At 61.0% G+C, this 13,795-nt stretch carries 16 protein-coding genes; 10 read left to right on the top strand and 6 right to left on the bottom strand.

The window, feature by feature from the left end; genetic code table 11:
• Positions 1–4: 4 nt before the first annotated feature.
• Together mlaE and mlaF are read right to left on the bottom strand one after the other, a co-directional pair.
• Positions 5–784: a lipid asymmetry maintenance ABC transporter permease subunit MlaE gene (gene mlaE, locus I6L32_RS04970; RefSeq protein WP_010675878.1), complete on the bottom strand. Its 780-nt coding sequence runs from the start codon at positions 782–784 to the stop codon at positions 5–7.
• The gene (mlaF, locus tag I6L32_RS04965; protein WP_216944766.1) at positions 784–1,584 is read right to left on the bottom strand and encodes a phospholipid ABC transporter ATP-binding protein MlaF; all 801 of its coding nucleotides are present in this window, start codon (positions 1,582–1,584) and stop codon (positions 784–786) included. The genes mlaE and mlaF overlap by 1 nt, the downstream gene beginning before the upstream one ends.
• A 206-nt stretch (positions 1,585–1,790) precedes the next feature.
• Between mlaF and I6L32_RS04960 the strand changes: the two genes are divergently transcribed.
• From I6L32_RS04960 to npr, 10 genes are all read left to right on the top strand, one after another.
• Positions 1,791–2,786: a KpsF/GutQ family sugar-phosphate isomerase gene (locus I6L32_RS04960; RefSeq protein ID WP_216944765.1), complete on the top strand. Its 996-nt coding sequence runs from the start codon at positions 1,791–1,793 to the stop codon at positions 2,784–2,786.
• The gene (gene kdsC / locus I6L32_RS04955) at positions 2,786–3,340 is read left to right on the top strand and encodes a 3-deoxy-manno-octulosonate-8-phosphatase KdsC (RefSeq protein ID WP_042864828.1); all 555 of its coding nucleotides are present in this window, start codon (positions 2,786–2,788) and stop codon (positions 3,338–3,340) included. The genes I6L32_RS04960 and kdsC overlap by 1 nt, the downstream gene beginning before the upstream one ends.
• Positions 3,337–3,897, top strand: coding sequence for an LPS export ABC transporter periplasmic protein LptC (gene lptC, locus I6L32_RS04950; protein ID WP_216944764.1), 561 nt, complete (start codon positions 3,337–3,339; stop codon positions 3,895–3,897). The genes kdsC and lptC overlap by 4 nt, the downstream gene beginning before the upstream one ends.
• Entirely contained in the window at positions 3,884–4,402 is a 519-nt protein-coding gene (gene lptA, locus I6L32_RS04945) for a lipopolysaccharide transport periplasmic protein LptA (protein ID WP_010675873.1), read from the top strand. The genes lptC and lptA overlap by 14 nt, the downstream gene beginning before the upstream one ends.
• Positions 4,403–4,414: 12 nt before the next feature.
• Complete coding sequence (lptB, locus tag I6L32_RS04940; protein WP_010675872.1) at positions 4,415–5,140, top strand: LPS export ABC transporter ATP-binding protein; 726 nt, start codon at positions 4,415–4,417, stop codon at positions 5,138–5,140.
• A 65-nt stretch (positions 5,141–5,205) separates the two neighbouring features.
• Complete coding sequence (locus tag I6L32_RS04935) at positions 5,206–6,645, top strand: RNA polymerase factor sigma-54 (protein WP_039040474.1); 1,440 nt, start codon at positions 5,206–5,208, stop codon at positions 6,643–6,645.
• A 20-nt stretch (positions 6,646–6,665) separates the two neighbouring features.
• Positions 6,666–6,953, top strand: a complete 288-nt coding sequence (gene hpf / locus I6L32_RS04930; RefSeq protein WP_005305957.1) for a ribosome hibernation promoting factor — start codon at positions 6,666–6,668, stop codon at positions 6,951–6,953.
• Between the two features lie 2 nt (positions 6,954–6,955).
• A complete protein-coding gene (gene ptsN, locus I6L32_RS04925; RefSeq protein WP_010675870.1) occupies positions 6,956–7,402 on the top strand; it encodes a PTS IIA-like nitrogen regulatory protein PtsN in 447 nt (148 codons plus the stop codon).
• Positions 7,403–7,442: 40 nt separating this feature from the next.
• Positions 7,443–8,309 carry an RNase adapter RapZ gene (gene rapZ / locus I6L32_RS04920; protein WP_010675869.1) on the top strand — a complete coding sequence of 289 codons (867 nt, stop codon included), beginning with the start codon at positions 7,443–7,445 and terminating at the stop codon, positions 8,307–8,309.
• 20 nt (positions 8,310–8,329) lie between these two features.
• Positions 8,330–8,602, top strand: coding sequence for a PTS phosphocarrier protein NPr (npr, locus tag I6L32_RS04915; RefSeq protein WP_010675868.1), 273 nt, complete (start codon positions 8,330–8,332; stop codon positions 8,600–8,602).
• A gap of 15 nt (positions 8,603–8,617) precedes the next feature.
• Here npr and I6L32_RS04910 read toward each other — a convergent pair whose 3' ends face one another.
• The 4 genes from I6L32_RS04910 to I6L32_RS04895 form a co-directional block, all read right to left on the bottom strand.
• A complete protein-coding gene (locus I6L32_RS04910; protein WP_216944763.1) occupies positions 8,618–10,522 on the bottom strand; it encodes a transcription antiterminator in 1,905 nt (634 codons plus the stop codon).
• Between the two features lie 103 nt (positions 10,523–10,625).
• Positions 10,626–11,366 (bottom strand): KDGP aldolase family protein, encoded by a 741-nt coding sequence (locus I6L32_RS04905; RefSeq protein WP_216944762.1) that lies wholly within the window; start codon positions 11,364–11,366, stop codon positions 10,626–10,628.
• The gene (locus tag I6L32_RS04900) at positions 11,366–12,481 is read right to left on the bottom strand and encodes a DgaE family pyridoxal phosphate-dependent ammonia lyase (protein WP_216944761.1); all 1,116 of its coding nucleotides are present in this window, start codon (positions 12,479–12,481) and stop codon (positions 11,366–11,368) included. Before I6L32_RS04900 ends, I6L32_RS04905 begins: the two co-directional genes overlap by 1 nt.
• A complete protein-coding gene (locus I6L32_RS04895) occupies positions 12,465–13,604 on the bottom strand; it encodes an amidohydrolase/deacetylase family metallohydrolase (protein WP_216944760.1) in 1,140 nt (379 codons plus the stop codon). The genes I6L32_RS04900 and I6L32_RS04895 overlap by 17 nt, the downstream gene beginning before the upstream one ends.
• Between the last annotated feature and the right edge of the window lie 191 nt (positions 13,605–13,795).

Raw genomic sequence — 13,795 nt, 5'->3', positions numbered from 1 at the left:
TCCCTTATCCAAACATGACTGCGGTGAGTATAAAATCCAGACCGAGCACGGCCAGGGATGAGTGAACCACGGTACGGGTCGTCGCCTGACTGATCCCGGCCGAGGTCGGTTTGGCATCATAGCCGTTGAAGAGCGCTATCCAGGTCACCACCAGGGCGAAGATCAGGCTCTTGATGGCGCCCTGCATGATGTCGTCCTGCCAGTCGACGGAGGCCTGCATGGCGGACCAGAAACTGCCTTCGTCCACCCCCAGCCAGTCGACACCAACCAGCTTGCCGCCAAAGATGCCGATCAGGCTGAACATGAAGGCCAGCAGCGGCATGCTGATGACCCCGGCCCAGAAGCGGGGCGCCACGACCCGACGCAGCGGATCGACCGCCATCATCTCCAGGCTGGAGAGCTGCTCGGTGGCCTTCATCAGGCCGATCTCGGCGGTGAGGGCGGAGCCCGCACGACCGGCGAACAGCAGGGCTGTGACCACAGGGCCCAGCTCACGGAGCAGGGAGAGGGAAACCAGAGGCCCCAGGCTCTGCTCTGCGCCGAAATCCTTCAATACGTTGTAACCCTGCAGGGAGAGCACCATGCCGATGAAGAGGCCGGACACCAGTATGATGGCGACGGATTGCACTCCCACCACATACAGTTGCTGCACCAGCAGCGGGAAGTGCTTGCGTGGCTGGGGCCGTCCTGCCAGTGCATGAAACAGCATGATGGTTGCCCGGCCGACGGCGTTGATGAAACGCACACCGCTGCGGCCCAGCTTGCTTATCTGACTTGTCAACATCACAGATCCTGTAGCAGGTCACCTGCCGGAAAATGAAACGGAACAGGACCGTCGGGCAATCCCTTGAGGAACTGCTCGACTTCGGGATTGTGCTCCTCGCGCAGCTGCTCCGGTGTGCCGTGTGCCACTACCTTGCGGTTGGCGATGATGTAGGCGTAGTCGGCGATGCTCAGCACCTCCTTCACGTCGTGGGTGACGATGACGGAGGTGATGCCGAGGGCATCGTTGAGCTCCTTGATGAGCTTCACCAGCACCGCCATGGTGATGGGGTCCTGCCCCACGAAGGGCTCGTCATACATGATGAGATCCGGATCCAGCGCGATGGATCTCGCCAGGGCCGCGCGACGCGCCATGCCACCGGAGAGCTCGGACGGCATCAGCTTGGCCGCCCCGCGCAGACCGACAGCTTGCAGTTTCATCATGACGATGGTGCGGATCAGCTCTTCCGGCAGGCCGGAGTGCTCCCGCAGCGGAAAGGCCACATTGTCGAAGACGGTCATGCCGGTGAACAATGCGCCACTCTGGAACAGCATGCTCATCCGTTTCCGCACTTCATACAGGCGCGAACGGGAGAGAGTGGGAATGTCTTCCCCGTCAAACAGGATATGACCGAACTCAGGCTTGAGCTGGCCCCCGATCAGGCGCAGCAAGGTGGTCTTGCCGATCCCGCTCGGACCCATGACGGCGGTGACCTTGCCACGGGGAATGGTCAGGTTGATCCTGTCGTACAGCAGCCGATCCCCGTGACTGAAGGTCAGGTCGGAGATGGTGATCAGGTCATCGTTCAAACAATTGTCCATCCGGTATAAATGAAGAGCGAATTTTATGGGCTAGTCTAGGTCTAAGCAACAGCGAGGAACAACTATTGAGCGGGTTTCCCCCCCAAGTACGCGACAGTTTTATGTAACAACCTGCGTCAATGACTGCCCATTCCGCATCCGATTCGCTTATCTCGGCAGACTTTTTTATAATCCCGCAGCAAATTTCGGCCCGGAGCTGTGCCTTTATGTCTGTAAAGCCTGAAAAAGTGTCTGAATTGTTCGATTTCCGTCGCAGCGCCCGAGCGGTGCTGGACATAGAAAAACAAGCCATTGATGGACTCTACCAGTACCTTGACGAGGCGTTCGAGCGCGCCTGCGAGATGGTGCTGCGCTGTGGCGGCAAGATAGTGGTGACCGGCATGGGCAAGTCGGGTCATATCGGCAACAAGATTGCCGCGACCCTGGCCAGCACGGGAACGCCCGCCTTCTTCCTGCACCCGGGCGAGGCGAGCCACGGGGATCTCGGCATGATCTCAGCCGGGGATCTCATCATTGCCATTTCCAACTCCGGCGAGAGCGACGAGATCCTGGCCATGCTGCCGGTGCTCAAGCGCCGCGGCATTCCACTCATCTGCATGACAGGCAATCCGGCTTCCACCATGGCGAAAGAGGCCAACGTGCACCTGTGCATCAAGGTGGAGAAAGAGGCCTGCCCCCTCGGTCTGGCCCCGACATCCAGCACTACCGCCACCCTGGTGATGGGGGACGCGCTGGCCGTGGCCCTGCTGGAGGCCCGTGGCTTCACCGCCGATGACTTTGCGCTGTCGCATCCGGGCGGGTCCCTCGGCAAGCGGTTGCTGTTGCGAGTGGGCGATCTGATGCACAGCGGCGAGCTGTTGCCCAAGGTGGGGATAGATGCCACCATCAGCCAGGCGCTGCTGGAAGTGAGCCGCAAGGGGCTCGGCATGACGGCGGTGGTGGACGATCAAGGGCTGCTTGCCGGTCTGTTCACCGATGGTGACCTGCGCCGCATTCTGGACCTGCAGGTGGACATCCATCACACCCCCATCAGCCGCGTCATGACGGTGAACTGTGTTACCGTAGGGCCTGAGATGATGGCGGCCGAGGCCGTCAAGCTGATGGAAACCAGGAAAATCAACGGGTTGTTGGTCGTGGATGGGGAGAGACACCCGCTGGGTGCCTTCAACATGCATGACCTGCTGAAAGCCGGAGTAATTTGATGCAAGACGTACCGACCCTCTATGGTCCGGTGACGCGCAGCCAGTACGAGAAGGCGGCGCAGATCCGCCTGCTGGTGTGCGATGTGGATGGGGTGCTCTCCAACGGCTTCATCTATATGGGCAATAACGGCGAAGAGCTGAAGACTTTCTGCACCCGTGACGGTGCTGGCATGCGTGCCCTGCTCAATGCGGGCATCGAGATTGCCATCATCACGGGGCGAAACTCCCGCATCGTCAGCGATCGCATGAAGAGTCTGGGAGTCCAGCACCTGGTGCAGGGGGCAGACAAAAAGCTGCCCCACTTCGAGGCCTTGCTGACCAAGCTCGGGCTGGATGCATCGCAAGCCGCCTATATGGGAGATGACACCATCGATCTGCCGGTGATGCAGGCTTGCGGCCTGGGTATCGCCGTTGCCGATGCCCATCCGCTTGTGCTGGCGAAGGCGGATCTGGTGACGCGGCTTGGCGGTGGCGTCGGGGCCGTGCGCGAGGTGTGCGACCTGATCTTGCAGGCCCAGGGATTGGCTGACTATCAACCCGAGGCGTCGCGATGAACAAACAGACTGTGCTGTTCGGCCTGCTGTTTCTGGCTGCGCTGGCGGCCTGGCAGCTGGGGGAGATCGAGCTGGTCCCCGAGCCGACCACCAAGACGGAAAATTTTCAACCGGACTTCACCGCCAGAGAGTTGGTGACGACCCGTTTCAACGAGCAGGGCAAGCGCACCGAGCGGCTGGAATCCGAATATGCGGAGTACTACCAGGTGCTCGAGCAGGCCACTTTCACCAAGCCGGTGGTCTACATGTTCGATGACAAGGGCACGGCCGAATGGAAGCTGACGGCCGAAACCGGGGTGCTCAACACCGATGACAATGTGATCCTCCGTGACAAGGTGCATCTGGACGGTCTGCTGCCCGCTTCCTTCATCTCCACGCTGGATACCTCCTATCTGGAGCTGGATCTGGTGACGCAGGGGATGAGAAGCAACCAGCACATCAGCATTGTGGGCCAGGAGTTCCAGACCGAGGGCGTTGGCCTCAAGGGTCACCTGGAACGTAAATATTTCGAGTTACTGGATAAAGGCCATGCCACTTATTTCAATGAAAAACGTTAATCTGGCCCTCACGGCCCTGTTGCTGTGCGGTTCCCTGAATGCCAAAGAGTCCGATTTCGCCGAGAAGGTCTATGTGGATGCGGTCAAGCAGGTGGCCGAGATGCAGGACAACCGCATCACCTTCAGCGAGGATGTCATCATCACCCAGGGCACCATCAAGATTAAGGCCGACAAGGTGGTGGTGATCCGCTCCGGCGACAAGGGCGCCGAGGTGATGACCGCGTATGGCAACCCAGCCACTTTCTTCCAGGTACTGGACAACGGCAAACCGGTCAATGCCCATGGCAACAGCATCCGCTACGAGCTTAAGAACCGGTTGGTGACCATCACCGGCAATGGCCAGCTCAAGCAGGAAGACAGCCAGGTGACCGGCGATCTCATTCGCTACGACATCGTCAAGCAGAAGATGATTGCCGAGAGCAAGGGGCCCACCCAGCGTGTCAAGACGGTGTTCCTGCCGGATCAGGTGGAGAACTTTGACAAACCCGCCGATCAGAAGAAGTAGGAAACAACAGCCATGGCAGTGTTAAAAGCAACGGGTCTGCAAAAGAGCTACAAGCGCCGCATGGTGGTCAGCGATGTGAGCCTGGAGGTGGGAACGGGCCAGATCGTGGGCCTGCTCGGCCCGAACGGCGCGGGCAAGACGACCTCCTTCTACATGATCGTGGGCCTGGTGCAGCGGGATGCCGGCCTCATCACCATCGACGAGCAGGACATCAGCCTGCAGCCCATGCATATCCGTGCCCGCAATGGCATCGGCTATCTGCCCCAGGAGGCCTCCATCTTCCGGCGCCTGTCGGTGTTCGACAACTTGATGGGGGTCATGCAGACCCGCAAGGGGTTGAGCCGCGAAGAGCGGGAGGATAAGGTCGAACAGTTGCTGGAAGAGTTCAATATCACCCATATCCGCGACAGCCTGGGCCAGAGCCTCTCGGGTGGGGAGCGGCGCCGGGTGGAAATCGCCCGGGCGCTGGCGGCAGAGCCGAGATTCATTCTGCTCGATGAGCCTTTCGCAGGTGTTGATCCTATTTCAGTCATCGATATCAAAAAGATCATCCAGCATCTGAAAGAACGCGGGTTGGGTGTGCTGATAACGGACCACAACGTCAGAGAGACGCTGGATGTGTGCGAGAAGGCCTACATCGTCAGCCACGGCAAGATGATTGCCGAGGGCGCGCCAGCCGATATCCTCGCCGATGAGCAGGTCAAGCGCGTCTATTTGGGCGATCAATTCAGTCTATAGTAAGGGGGCACCCCTCATTTTTGTTAGGTGACTGCCTCGCTGAACATAAGGATATCCCGACGTAGATGAAGCCGACATTACAGTTGCGTCTCGGTCAGTCCCTGACCATGACGCCACAATTACAACAAGCGATTCGTCTGCTCCAGCTCTCCACCCTGGAACTCCAGCAGGAAATTCAGCAAGCGCTCGACAACAACCCCTTGCTGGAGCAAGAGGAGAACGAGGCGCAGGAAACCAGTCAGACAGAGACACAGGACGCCAGTCAACTCGACTCCAGCGATGCCATGGCCCAGGAGAGTATGCCGGATGAACTGCCGGTGGACACCACCTGGGACGAGGTCTACTCGGCCGGTACGGCCCAGAGCGCAGGTCCCATCCATGACGGGGAAGACAGCGTCTATCAGGGGGAGACCACCGAGAACCTGCAGGACTACCTGCTGTGGCAGATGCGGCTCACCCCGTTCAGTGATGTGGATGCTGCCATCGCCCTTGCCATCATCGATGCCATCGACGAATCCGGGTATCTGACTGCCACCCTCGAGGATATTCAGGCTGCAGTCAGCAGCGAGGAGGTAGAAGTCGAACTGGATGAGATCGAAGCCGTGCTCAAGCGGGTGCAGCATTTCGATCCGGTCGGCATCGCCGCCCGTTCGGTGCAAGAGTGTCTGCTGATCCAGCTCGGCCAGTATTCGCCGGACCTGCCCTGGCTCGACGAAGCCAGAGAGGTGATCCGCGAACACATGGACCTGCTCGGCAATCGCGACTACCGCACTCTGGCTCGCAAGACCCGCCTCAAGGAGAGCGATCTCAAGGAGGTACTGGATCTTATCCAGCAACTGGAGCCCAGACCCGGCAACGGCATCATCCAGAGTGAATCCCAGTACGTGATCCCGGATGTGTCCGTGGTCAAGAAGGGCAGCAAGTGGGTGGTTGAACTCAATCCGGACTCTGCTCCGCGCATCCGTGTCAACGAGGCCTATGCGGCCATGGCGCGCAATGCTCGCAGCAGCACGGATACCCAGTTCATCCGTTCTCATTTGCAGGAGGCCAAGTGGTTCATCAAGAGCCTGGAGAGTCGTAACGACACCCTGCTCAAGGTGGCCAGCTGCATCGTCGAGCAGCAGCAGGGCTTTTTCGAGTACGGCGAAGAGGCCATGAAACCCATGGTACTCAACGACATCGCGGAAGCGGTGGAGATGCATGAGTCGACCATTTCACGGGTCACGACCCAGAAGTACATGCATACGCCCCGCGGCATTTTTGAACTGAAGTTTTTTTTCTCCAGTCACGTCAATACGGAGGGAGGAGGAGAGTGCTCATCGACCGCTATTCGCGCCCTGATCAAGAAGCTGGTGACGGCGGAAAACCCCGCCAAGCCGCTTAGTGATAGCAAGATCGCGGATTTGCTGGCCGAACAGGGTATTATGGTGGCGAGACGCACGATCGCAAAGTACCGTGAATCCTTGTTGATCCCGCCATCCAATCAGCGCAAACGCCTGGTTTAGGCAAACAAAAGGAAGACGTTATGCAAATTAACCTGACCGGACACCATGTCGAGATTACCGAAGCTCTGCGTGATTATGTGAACAACAAATTTGCCAAACTCGAGCGTCACTTTGACCATATCAACAACGTACACGTGGTGTTGAGCGTCGAAAAACTGAACCAGATCGCCGAAGCCAAGCTGCATGTCAGCGGGGGAGAGGTGTTCGCCAATTCGCAGCATGCCGACATGTATGCGGCGATTGATACCCTGCTGGATAAACTGGATCGGCAGATCATCAAGCACAAAGATAAGTTAAATCAAAAATAACTATGCAACTTGAACACATACTGAGTCGGGACTGCACCAAGAGTGCGGTCCCTTGTACCAGCAAGAAACGCGCGCTCGAGATCATCAGTGAACTGGCCGCAGAGCGCCTCGGCGCTTCCCGCCAGGTCCTGTTTGAAAGCCTGCTGGCGCGAGAAAAGATGGGTAGTACCGGGATCGGAGCCGGTATCGCCATCCCCCACGGCCGGATTGACGACGCCTTCGCGCCGACCGCCGTGTTGATGACCTTCTCCGAGCCCATCCCTTTCGATTCTATCGACAATCAACCGGTTGACCTGCTCTTTGCATTGCTGGTGCCGGAAAGCGAGTGCAAGCAGCACCTCAAGACTCTTTCCCTGATGGCATCCAAACTGGGTGACAAGGCCGTCTGCCGCCAGCTGCGCCAGGCGACCAGCGACGAAGAACTCTATCAGATCATGACGTCGGCCTGAGGCCGGGTCTGACACAGCCACGTTGGCGTGAGGGGACAAGATGCAGTTAATAGTAGTAAGCGGTCGTTCGGGCTCCGGCAAGACGGTGGCCCTGAGGGTGCTCGAGGATCTCGGGTACTACTGCGTGGACAACCTGCCGGTCAACCTGCTGCCCCAGTTGATCGTGTCGGTGGAGAGCCAGTATGACAAGCTGGCGGTCAGCATCGACGTGCGCAACCTACCTGCCCAGGCAGACAGGCTGGAGAACCTGCTGAGCCAGGTGCGCAACGAGGGGCGAGTCAAGTTTTCGAGCTTCTTCTTCGATGCGGACAACGCGACCCTGCTCAAACGCTACGGTGAGAGCCGCCGTCTGCATCCTCTGTCCCGCAACAAGCTTTCGCTGGACGAGGCGATCCGGGAAGAGACCCACCTGCTGGCACCGCTCTCCTCGACCGCCGACCTGCGCATCGACACCACCAACCTCAGCATTCACGATCTCAGCGAGCTCATCAAAACCCGGGTGCTCGGCAAGAAAGAGAACGAGCTGGTGCTGGTGTTCGAGTCATTCGGCTTCAAGTACGGCATTCCCAAGGATGCGGACTTCGTGTTCGACGCCCGTTTCCTGCCCAACCCGCACTGGATCCCGGAGCTCAAGCCCTTCACCGGCAAGGATGAGCCCGTGGCCAACTACCTCTCCAGCCAGCCGGATGTCATGCTGTTCATCCAGCAGATCGAGAATATGCTGGGGACCTGGTTGCCCCACCTGGAGCGCAACAATCGCAGCTATGTGACCGTCGGGATCGGCTGTACCGGCGGACAACACCGCTCGGTGTTCATCGCCGAGCGGCTGGCCAGCGCATTCCGGTTGCTTGGCAAGAACGTGCAGATCCGCCATCGCACGTTGGACAAGCGTTCAAACCCCGCTTGACAGATCCACAGGATGCTCAGATGACCGTTTCCGCCTCGGTAGAAGTCAAAAACAAGTTAGGCATTCACGCGCGACCGGCCATGATGCTGTTCGAGCTGGTGCAAGGGTTCGATGCCCACGTGTTGCTGCGCAACGAAGAGGGGGTCGAGGCCGACGCGGACAGCGTGATCGGCCTGCTGATGCTGGACTCCGCCCAGGGCAAACAGGTGGAGGTGCAGGTGGAGGGCCCCGAAGAGGTGGAGGCCCTGGCCGCCGTGGTGGCGCTGTTCACCTCGGGCTTCAATGAGGAGTAATACGCCTCGGCGTGCTCAAGGTGCGCTGCGAGCCAGCGCCTTGAAAGCGGCAAAATCCCGACACGCCAGCAGACTTCTGCTTGCTTTTTCGTTCATCAGTGCCAGAAACAGATCATAAAGTCCCATGGCTTCGTCATAATCCGCCTTGGCGATGGCCAGCACGAAGATGAGGGTAGCGCTCTCGCCGTTGCCCCAATCGATCCCCTGAGGGACCAGCACGGTATAGACCAGGGTGCGGCGCGCCAGCAGGCCGAGGGAGTGGGGCAGAGCGATGCCGTCCCCCAGCATGGTGGAGACGATCCGCTCCCGCTCCTGCAAGGATCCCCGGAATCCGCTCTCCACGAGATCCTCCACCTCAAGCTGGCTGCAGATGCGGTCAAACAGCGCCGCTTGGCTGAGCGGTTCGGTGACCACCATGAAGTGGTCGGCATCGAAATACTTGTCGAGCAGGTAGGGGCGGGTGCGATCGACCAGCACCAGCTTGCCGAGCTGCTCCAGCTGGTACTGGGTCGGGAAGGGGGAGACCTGCACCACGGGAGCATTCTTCTCGCTCACCTTGAGGGTGCTGATGACGAAATCCTGCTCGACTCGCACCAGCCCCTCATAGTCCCGCACCGATTCCAGCGTGGTCAGCTGCAGTTGGGGGTATTCCCGCCGGATGCGTGCTTCCAGCACCCGGAAGGTGGCGTTGCCCGCATCGCACAGCAGCAGCGCCTGGGGGCGCCGGGTGTAACCGATGTCGTAGTGGCGCTCCAGGCCGACTCCGATGTGGATCACCAGGTAGCCGATCTCGTGGTGGGTCAATCGGTAGGGGGTCTGCCTGATCCACTCAGAGATGGCCGCCAGGGTGATGTCGTAGGCGAGGGGGTAATACTGCTTGATGTGATCCGCCAGGGGATTGTGGCTGCCAATCTGGTATTTGACCCGCAGCAGCATGGCGCCGATGTGGGTCTGCAGGTCGGCTCGCAATTGCGGGTCGCCGCGCAGGTCATAGGGGTAGTGCTGGTGGATGTAACCCAGCAGGTGTGCAGTCAGTTGCTCGCTCTCGGCCGCCATGGCCGGGCTGAGCAGGGGCGTCTCTGCAGTGAGGCGAGCCTGGATCTGGATGGCGAGACAGGCGATCTCTTCCTGCACCGGTGAAGTCAGGGTCGGCAGCTCGGCATAGATGTCGCGGGCCACCACTGCCAGGGGCGGGGTGATGTCGTCGCTGGCAAACTGGCGCAACTCGTGGCCAGACGCTTGGCGAAGCAGGGCGACGGCACAGTAGACGGTGACTTGCTGCAGGCTCTCGTCGGCCAGGCGTAGCTGATGGCGACCGAGTTGCTCGTGAATGTGGTTGCCCACTACCTCCAGCGTCTTGCTGGGGCAGAGGGTGGGCAACAGGCTCTGGAGCGGATGCTGGTGCAGCAGCTCCTGGCAGAGCAGTTGGGTGAGGCAGGCGCGGATCGCCATCTCGCTTCCCGCAATGCGCATCCCCACCCTGGGTTTACTGTCGATGGTGAGCCCGAAGTGGGCGAGCCGCTCCCGCACCTCCGTCATGTCCCCTTGCAAAGCCGCCCGGCTCAGATACCAGGTGTCCGCCAGCTCGTCGAGCTTGATCCCCTGTTCCGCCGTCAGCAGCAAGACCTGGAGGTGCAGCACCCGCTCGCGGCTGGTGCGAGGCAGAGGGCTCTCCTGCCCCTGGGCGGCCAGCAGCGCATCGAACAGCCCCTGATTGTAGATCTTGAGCTGGTAACCGCTGCCCCGCTGATGGATCAGGTGGGCGCCCCGGGTGGCGATGAGCTCGTTCAGGGTCGCCACGTCGGTACGCACCGTGCGGGTGGAAACATTGAGACGGCGGGCCAGCTCCTCCTGTGGCAGGGGCTCCGCGTGAAGCAGGGCGAGCAGTTGCTGGAGTCTGGGGTGGGGCAGCTTGGTCATGAGGGGGTGGGGACTCCTGTCGCGCATGGTGGGTCGATGTTAACAAGGGGGTCATTAACAAGCCAGGCACCGCCCAGTGATCGGACCGGTGCCTGTGGGGTTGCTATGCCAGCAGTGCCTTCACCATGGCGAGGAGGGTACGCACATCCTCCGGCCGGGTCTGGCCGCTCTCGCTGTCGATGATGGAGCTGTAGACATGGGGGATCACCTTCTCGACTCCTGCCTCCAGCGCGATCCGCACTATCTCCTCGAAGTTCTCAAGATCGATACCGCCGGTGGGCTCCAGCCAGAAGCCGTGGCGGGCACAGGCCTCGGCCACTGCCTGATACTCGGCGCGGCAGGCGAGTCCCCCCATGGGGAAGAATTTGACCGAGCTGCCGCCCATGTCTTTGAGCAGGGCAACGGCGGTATCGATGGGTACTATACCATCGGGCTGCTGACTACTGAGGGGGCCGGTGGAGATCTTCACCATCCCCGGCGTGCCGGTGGGGGAGACAAGGCCATTGACCAGGGTGTCAGCTTGACCGAGCAGCGCCCGGCTGGCCCCGACCCCGGTGAATACCTGATTGACGTGCTGGGGCTGCAACTGGCGGGCCAGCTCGGCCACCATGGCGGACTGGCGCGGATCACCTGCTCCCAGCCCGATGGAGAGGGCGTTGTCGATAAGCTTGGCGTAGGCCTCCATGTCGGTGACGGCAGAGGGAATGTCCGGGTAGTTCTTGGAGAGCACACCGACCAGGACGTGGCCCTCGGCAGCCTCATAAATGTCGACGGCATTCTCTTTGGAACCTGCCAGCACGTTGAGGCAGACCCGATCGCGGTAGTAATTGGGGGTAAGAGACATCAGTTGTTCTCCTGAACGAGGTGGGCAATGGCGGAGTGGATCTGGTCGAGCTGGGGCAGGGTGACGCTGCGCACGTCTATCTCGATGTGCCCCTCGTTGGCCTTGTAGCCGCGGCAGTAGACGGCGGGGGTACCTTGTTGCAGACGAGAGACCACTTCCGCCGTGGTCATGCCGATCTGCTGGTGGTCGAAGGCGATGTCGGTGCGGGCGATGTCGCGCCCCGCGCTGTCCCACACCACCTTGGCGGTGACGCCGGGCAGCTGGTTGAGGCGCTCGATGAAGGGGGTCATCTTGGCGACCATGGCGGCGCCGCTCTCCTTCTCTTTGGCCAGGTAGCGCTCGATGGCGTGGGTCAGGCCGAGGATCCCCTCCTTGCCCACCTTCATGGCACGGCCTATGCCGCCAGCCTGCTGCTTGACCCACTCCACATACTGACGTCTGCCGAGCACCAGGCCGCTGGTGGGCCCTTCGATGGCCTTGGCGCCGCTGTAGATGACCAGATCTGCACCCTGGTTGTAGTAGAGACGCAGATCCTCTTCGGCCGCCGCATCGACGATGAGCGGGATCCCGTGGGCCTTGGCCACCTCGGCCGCCTCGGTCACCGACAGAATGCTCTTCTGCACGCAGTGGTGGGACTTGATGTAGAGGATGGCGGCGGTATTGGCATTGATGGCGGCGGCCAGCTGGGCGGGTGAGCACTCGTTGGCGTAGCCTGCCTCCACCACCCTGCCGCCCCCCAGGTTGACCATGGTGCCGACGGGGGCACCAAAGTTCACGTTGTGGCCCTTGGGCAGCACGATGTCGCTCGGCACGTCGTGGGCATGAGCATGCAACTGCTCGAGGCGATAGGGGTCGCCGCGCACGATCACGGCGGCCACCGACTGGGCGATGCCAGCGCTGGCGCAGGAGACCACAACCGCATCTTCAACGCCCAGCAGATCGGCCAGGTAGGCGCCGGTCTTGTTGACCAGATCCTTCACCTCGAAGTAGTGGCCGAGGCCGAAGTTGACCGCATCGACCACCTCCTGCTCGGGGGTGGAGACGCCGAGGATGGTCATGCGCCCGGAGGCGTTGATCACCGGTTTGAGCCGGTATTTCTCATACACAGAAGGCATGGTGTGATTTCCCGTAGTGAGTCAGAACCAGTTCGCCGCCCACCAAGGCAGCGAGAGGGAGCAGTTGCCGGTCACCGCTGCGGGCGCCGGCCTCGGTATCGGTAAAGAGAGTGGGGCCGCAGCTCACCTCGAACAGGGTGATGTCTGCATCGGCGCCCACCTCGAGTCGCCCCTTGCCGAGCAGGCGCAGGGCATCGGCGGCCTGGTGAGTGACGCAGGCGAGCACCTGCTCCAGGGTCATGCCGATGGCGAAGAACTTCGACATCACGTGGGCCAGACTGTAGACGGGCCCCTTGATGCGGTTCTTGCAGTAGATGTCTGAACTGATGGTGTGGGGCAGGATCCCCTGAGCAATGGCCAGCTCCGCCACTTCGAAGCTGAAGCTGGCGCCGCCGTGGCCGATGTCGAGCAAGAGCCCCCGCCGCATCGCCTCACGCACCGCCTGGCGCAGTTCGCCGGCCGGGGTCAGGATGCGGTTGGGCTTGCCGTTGAAGCAGTGGGTCAGCAGATCGCCCTCCCCCAGCAGGGCGACGATCTCGTCCAGATCCGGCGGCGTGTTGCCCACGTGCACCATCAGCGGCAAGTTGCCATTGGCCTGCTGGATCTGCTTGGCCATGCGCAGGGGTTGCAGACCGCTTTCACCCACCACGCTGCCGCTCATGCGCGCCTTGATGCCGACGATGAAGCCGGGATGGCGCCGGATGGCCGCTTGGGCGAGGACGGGATCGATGTCTGCCGGATCCGCCAGCTCGTTCTGACGCAGCAGACCGATGCGGGAGATGTTGAGCAGGGCATGCACCCGGGTCTTGCAGGTGGCGGCGAGACGCTGGAAGTCGTCCACATCGTCGGCTCCGGTGCTGCCGGCGTCGATGACGGTGGTGACACCGGACGCCACCCCCACCTTGTCCGGCTCATCGTGATAGAGGGGGGAGGCGGGGTAGCAGTGGGTGTGGCCGTCAATCCAGCCGGCGCTCACATGGACCTGCCCGCCCAGAATGAGGGTTTGCTTCGCCTCCGTGCTTTCTGGCAGCGAACCCAGCGCCGCTATCTTGCCATGCTTGATGGCGACGTCGACAAGCTGCCCGCTTCCTAGGCGTCCCGCCCTGATGATCATGTCGTACATGCTGATATCCCTCTTGTAACCTGCTTGCGCTCTTACTGCGAGGCCGCTTCCAAGGCTCATATGCTGCTCGCGTATTTGTAACCAGGAGTTCTCACGACTATCCATACGCTCCGGCCCCTGCGCTGCTCTTCACCTTGCTGACGACCTTTCGCGACAGAGCGCAAACAGGTTCTTGAATGCCGCCCAAGAGA

The organism is Aeromonas sp. FDAARGOS 1402, assembly GCF_019046925.1.
Lineage (GTDB): Bacteria > Pseudomonadota > Gammaproteobacteria > Enterobacterales > Aeromonadaceae > Aeromonas > Aeromonas caviae.
The sequence above is the reverse complement of the archived record's forward strand: the minus strand, read 5'-3'. Positions and strand labels throughout refer to the sequence as shown.

What these genes read in the sequence shown, in the direction of transcription:
- mlaE (WP_010675878.1), bottom strand. Translation starts at nt 784, where the DNA reads ATGTTGACAAGTCAGATAAGCAAGCTGGGCCGCAGCGGTGTGCGTTTC.
- mlaF (WP_216944766.1), bottom strand. Translation starts at nt 1,584, where the DNA reads ATGGACAATTGTTTGAACGATGACCTGATCACCATCTCCGACCTGACC.
- I6L32_RS04960 (WP_216944765.1), top strand. Translation starts at nt 1,791, where the DNA reads ATGTCTGTAAAGCCTGAAAAAGTGTCTGAATTGTTCGATTTCCGTCGC.
- kdsC (WP_042864828.1), top strand. Translation starts at nt 2,786, where the DNA reads ATGCAAGACGTACCGACCCTCTATGGTCCGGTGACGCGCAGCCAGTAC.
- lptC (WP_216944764.1), top strand. Translation starts at nt 3,337, where the DNA reads ATGAACAAACAGACTGTGCTGTTCGGCCTGCTGTTTCTGGCTGCGCTG.
- lptA (WP_010675873.1), top strand. Translation starts at nt 3,884, where the DNA reads ATGAAAAACGTTAATCTGGCCCTCACGGCCCTGTTGCTGTGCGGTTCC.
- lptB (WP_010675872.1), top strand. Translation starts at nt 4,415, where the DNA reads ATGGCAGTGTTAAAAGCAACGGGTCTGCAAAAGAGCTACAAGCGCCGC.
- I6L32_RS04935 (WP_039040474.1), top strand. Translation starts at nt 5,206, where the DNA reads ATGAAGCCGACATTACAGTTGCGTCTCGGTCAGTCCCTGACCATGACG.
- hpf (WP_005305957.1), top strand. Translation starts at nt 6,666, where the DNA reads ATGCAAATTAACCTGACCGGACACCATGTCGAGATTACCGAAGCTCTG.
- ptsN (WP_010675870.1), top strand. Translation starts at nt 6,956, where the DNA reads ATGCAACTTGAACACATACTGAGTCGGGACTGCACCAAGAGTGCGGTC.
- rapZ (WP_010675869.1), top strand. Translation starts at nt 7,443, where the DNA reads ATGCAGTTAATAGTAGTAAGCGGTCGTTCGGGCTCCGGCAAGACGGTG.
- npr (WP_010675868.1), top strand. Translation starts at nt 8,330, where the DNA reads ATGACCGTTTCCGCCTCGGTAGAAGTCAAAAACAAGTTAGGCATTCAC.
- I6L32_RS04910 (WP_216944763.1), bottom strand. Translation starts at nt 10,522, where the DNA reads ATGACCAAGCTGCCCCACCCCAGACTCCAGCAACTGCTCGCCCTGCTT.
- I6L32_RS04905 (WP_216944762.1), bottom strand. Translation starts at nt 11,366, where the DNA reads ATGTCTCTTACCCCCAATTACTACCGCGATCGGGTCTGCCTCAACGTG.
- I6L32_RS04900 (WP_216944761.1), bottom strand. Translation starts at nt 12,481, where the DNA reads ATGCCTTCTGTGTATGAGAAATACCGGCTCAAACCGGTGATCAACGCC.
- I6L32_RS04895 (WP_216944760.1), bottom strand. Translation starts at nt 13,604, where the DNA reads ATGTACGACATGATCATCAGGGCGGGACGCCTAGGAAGCGGGCAGCTT.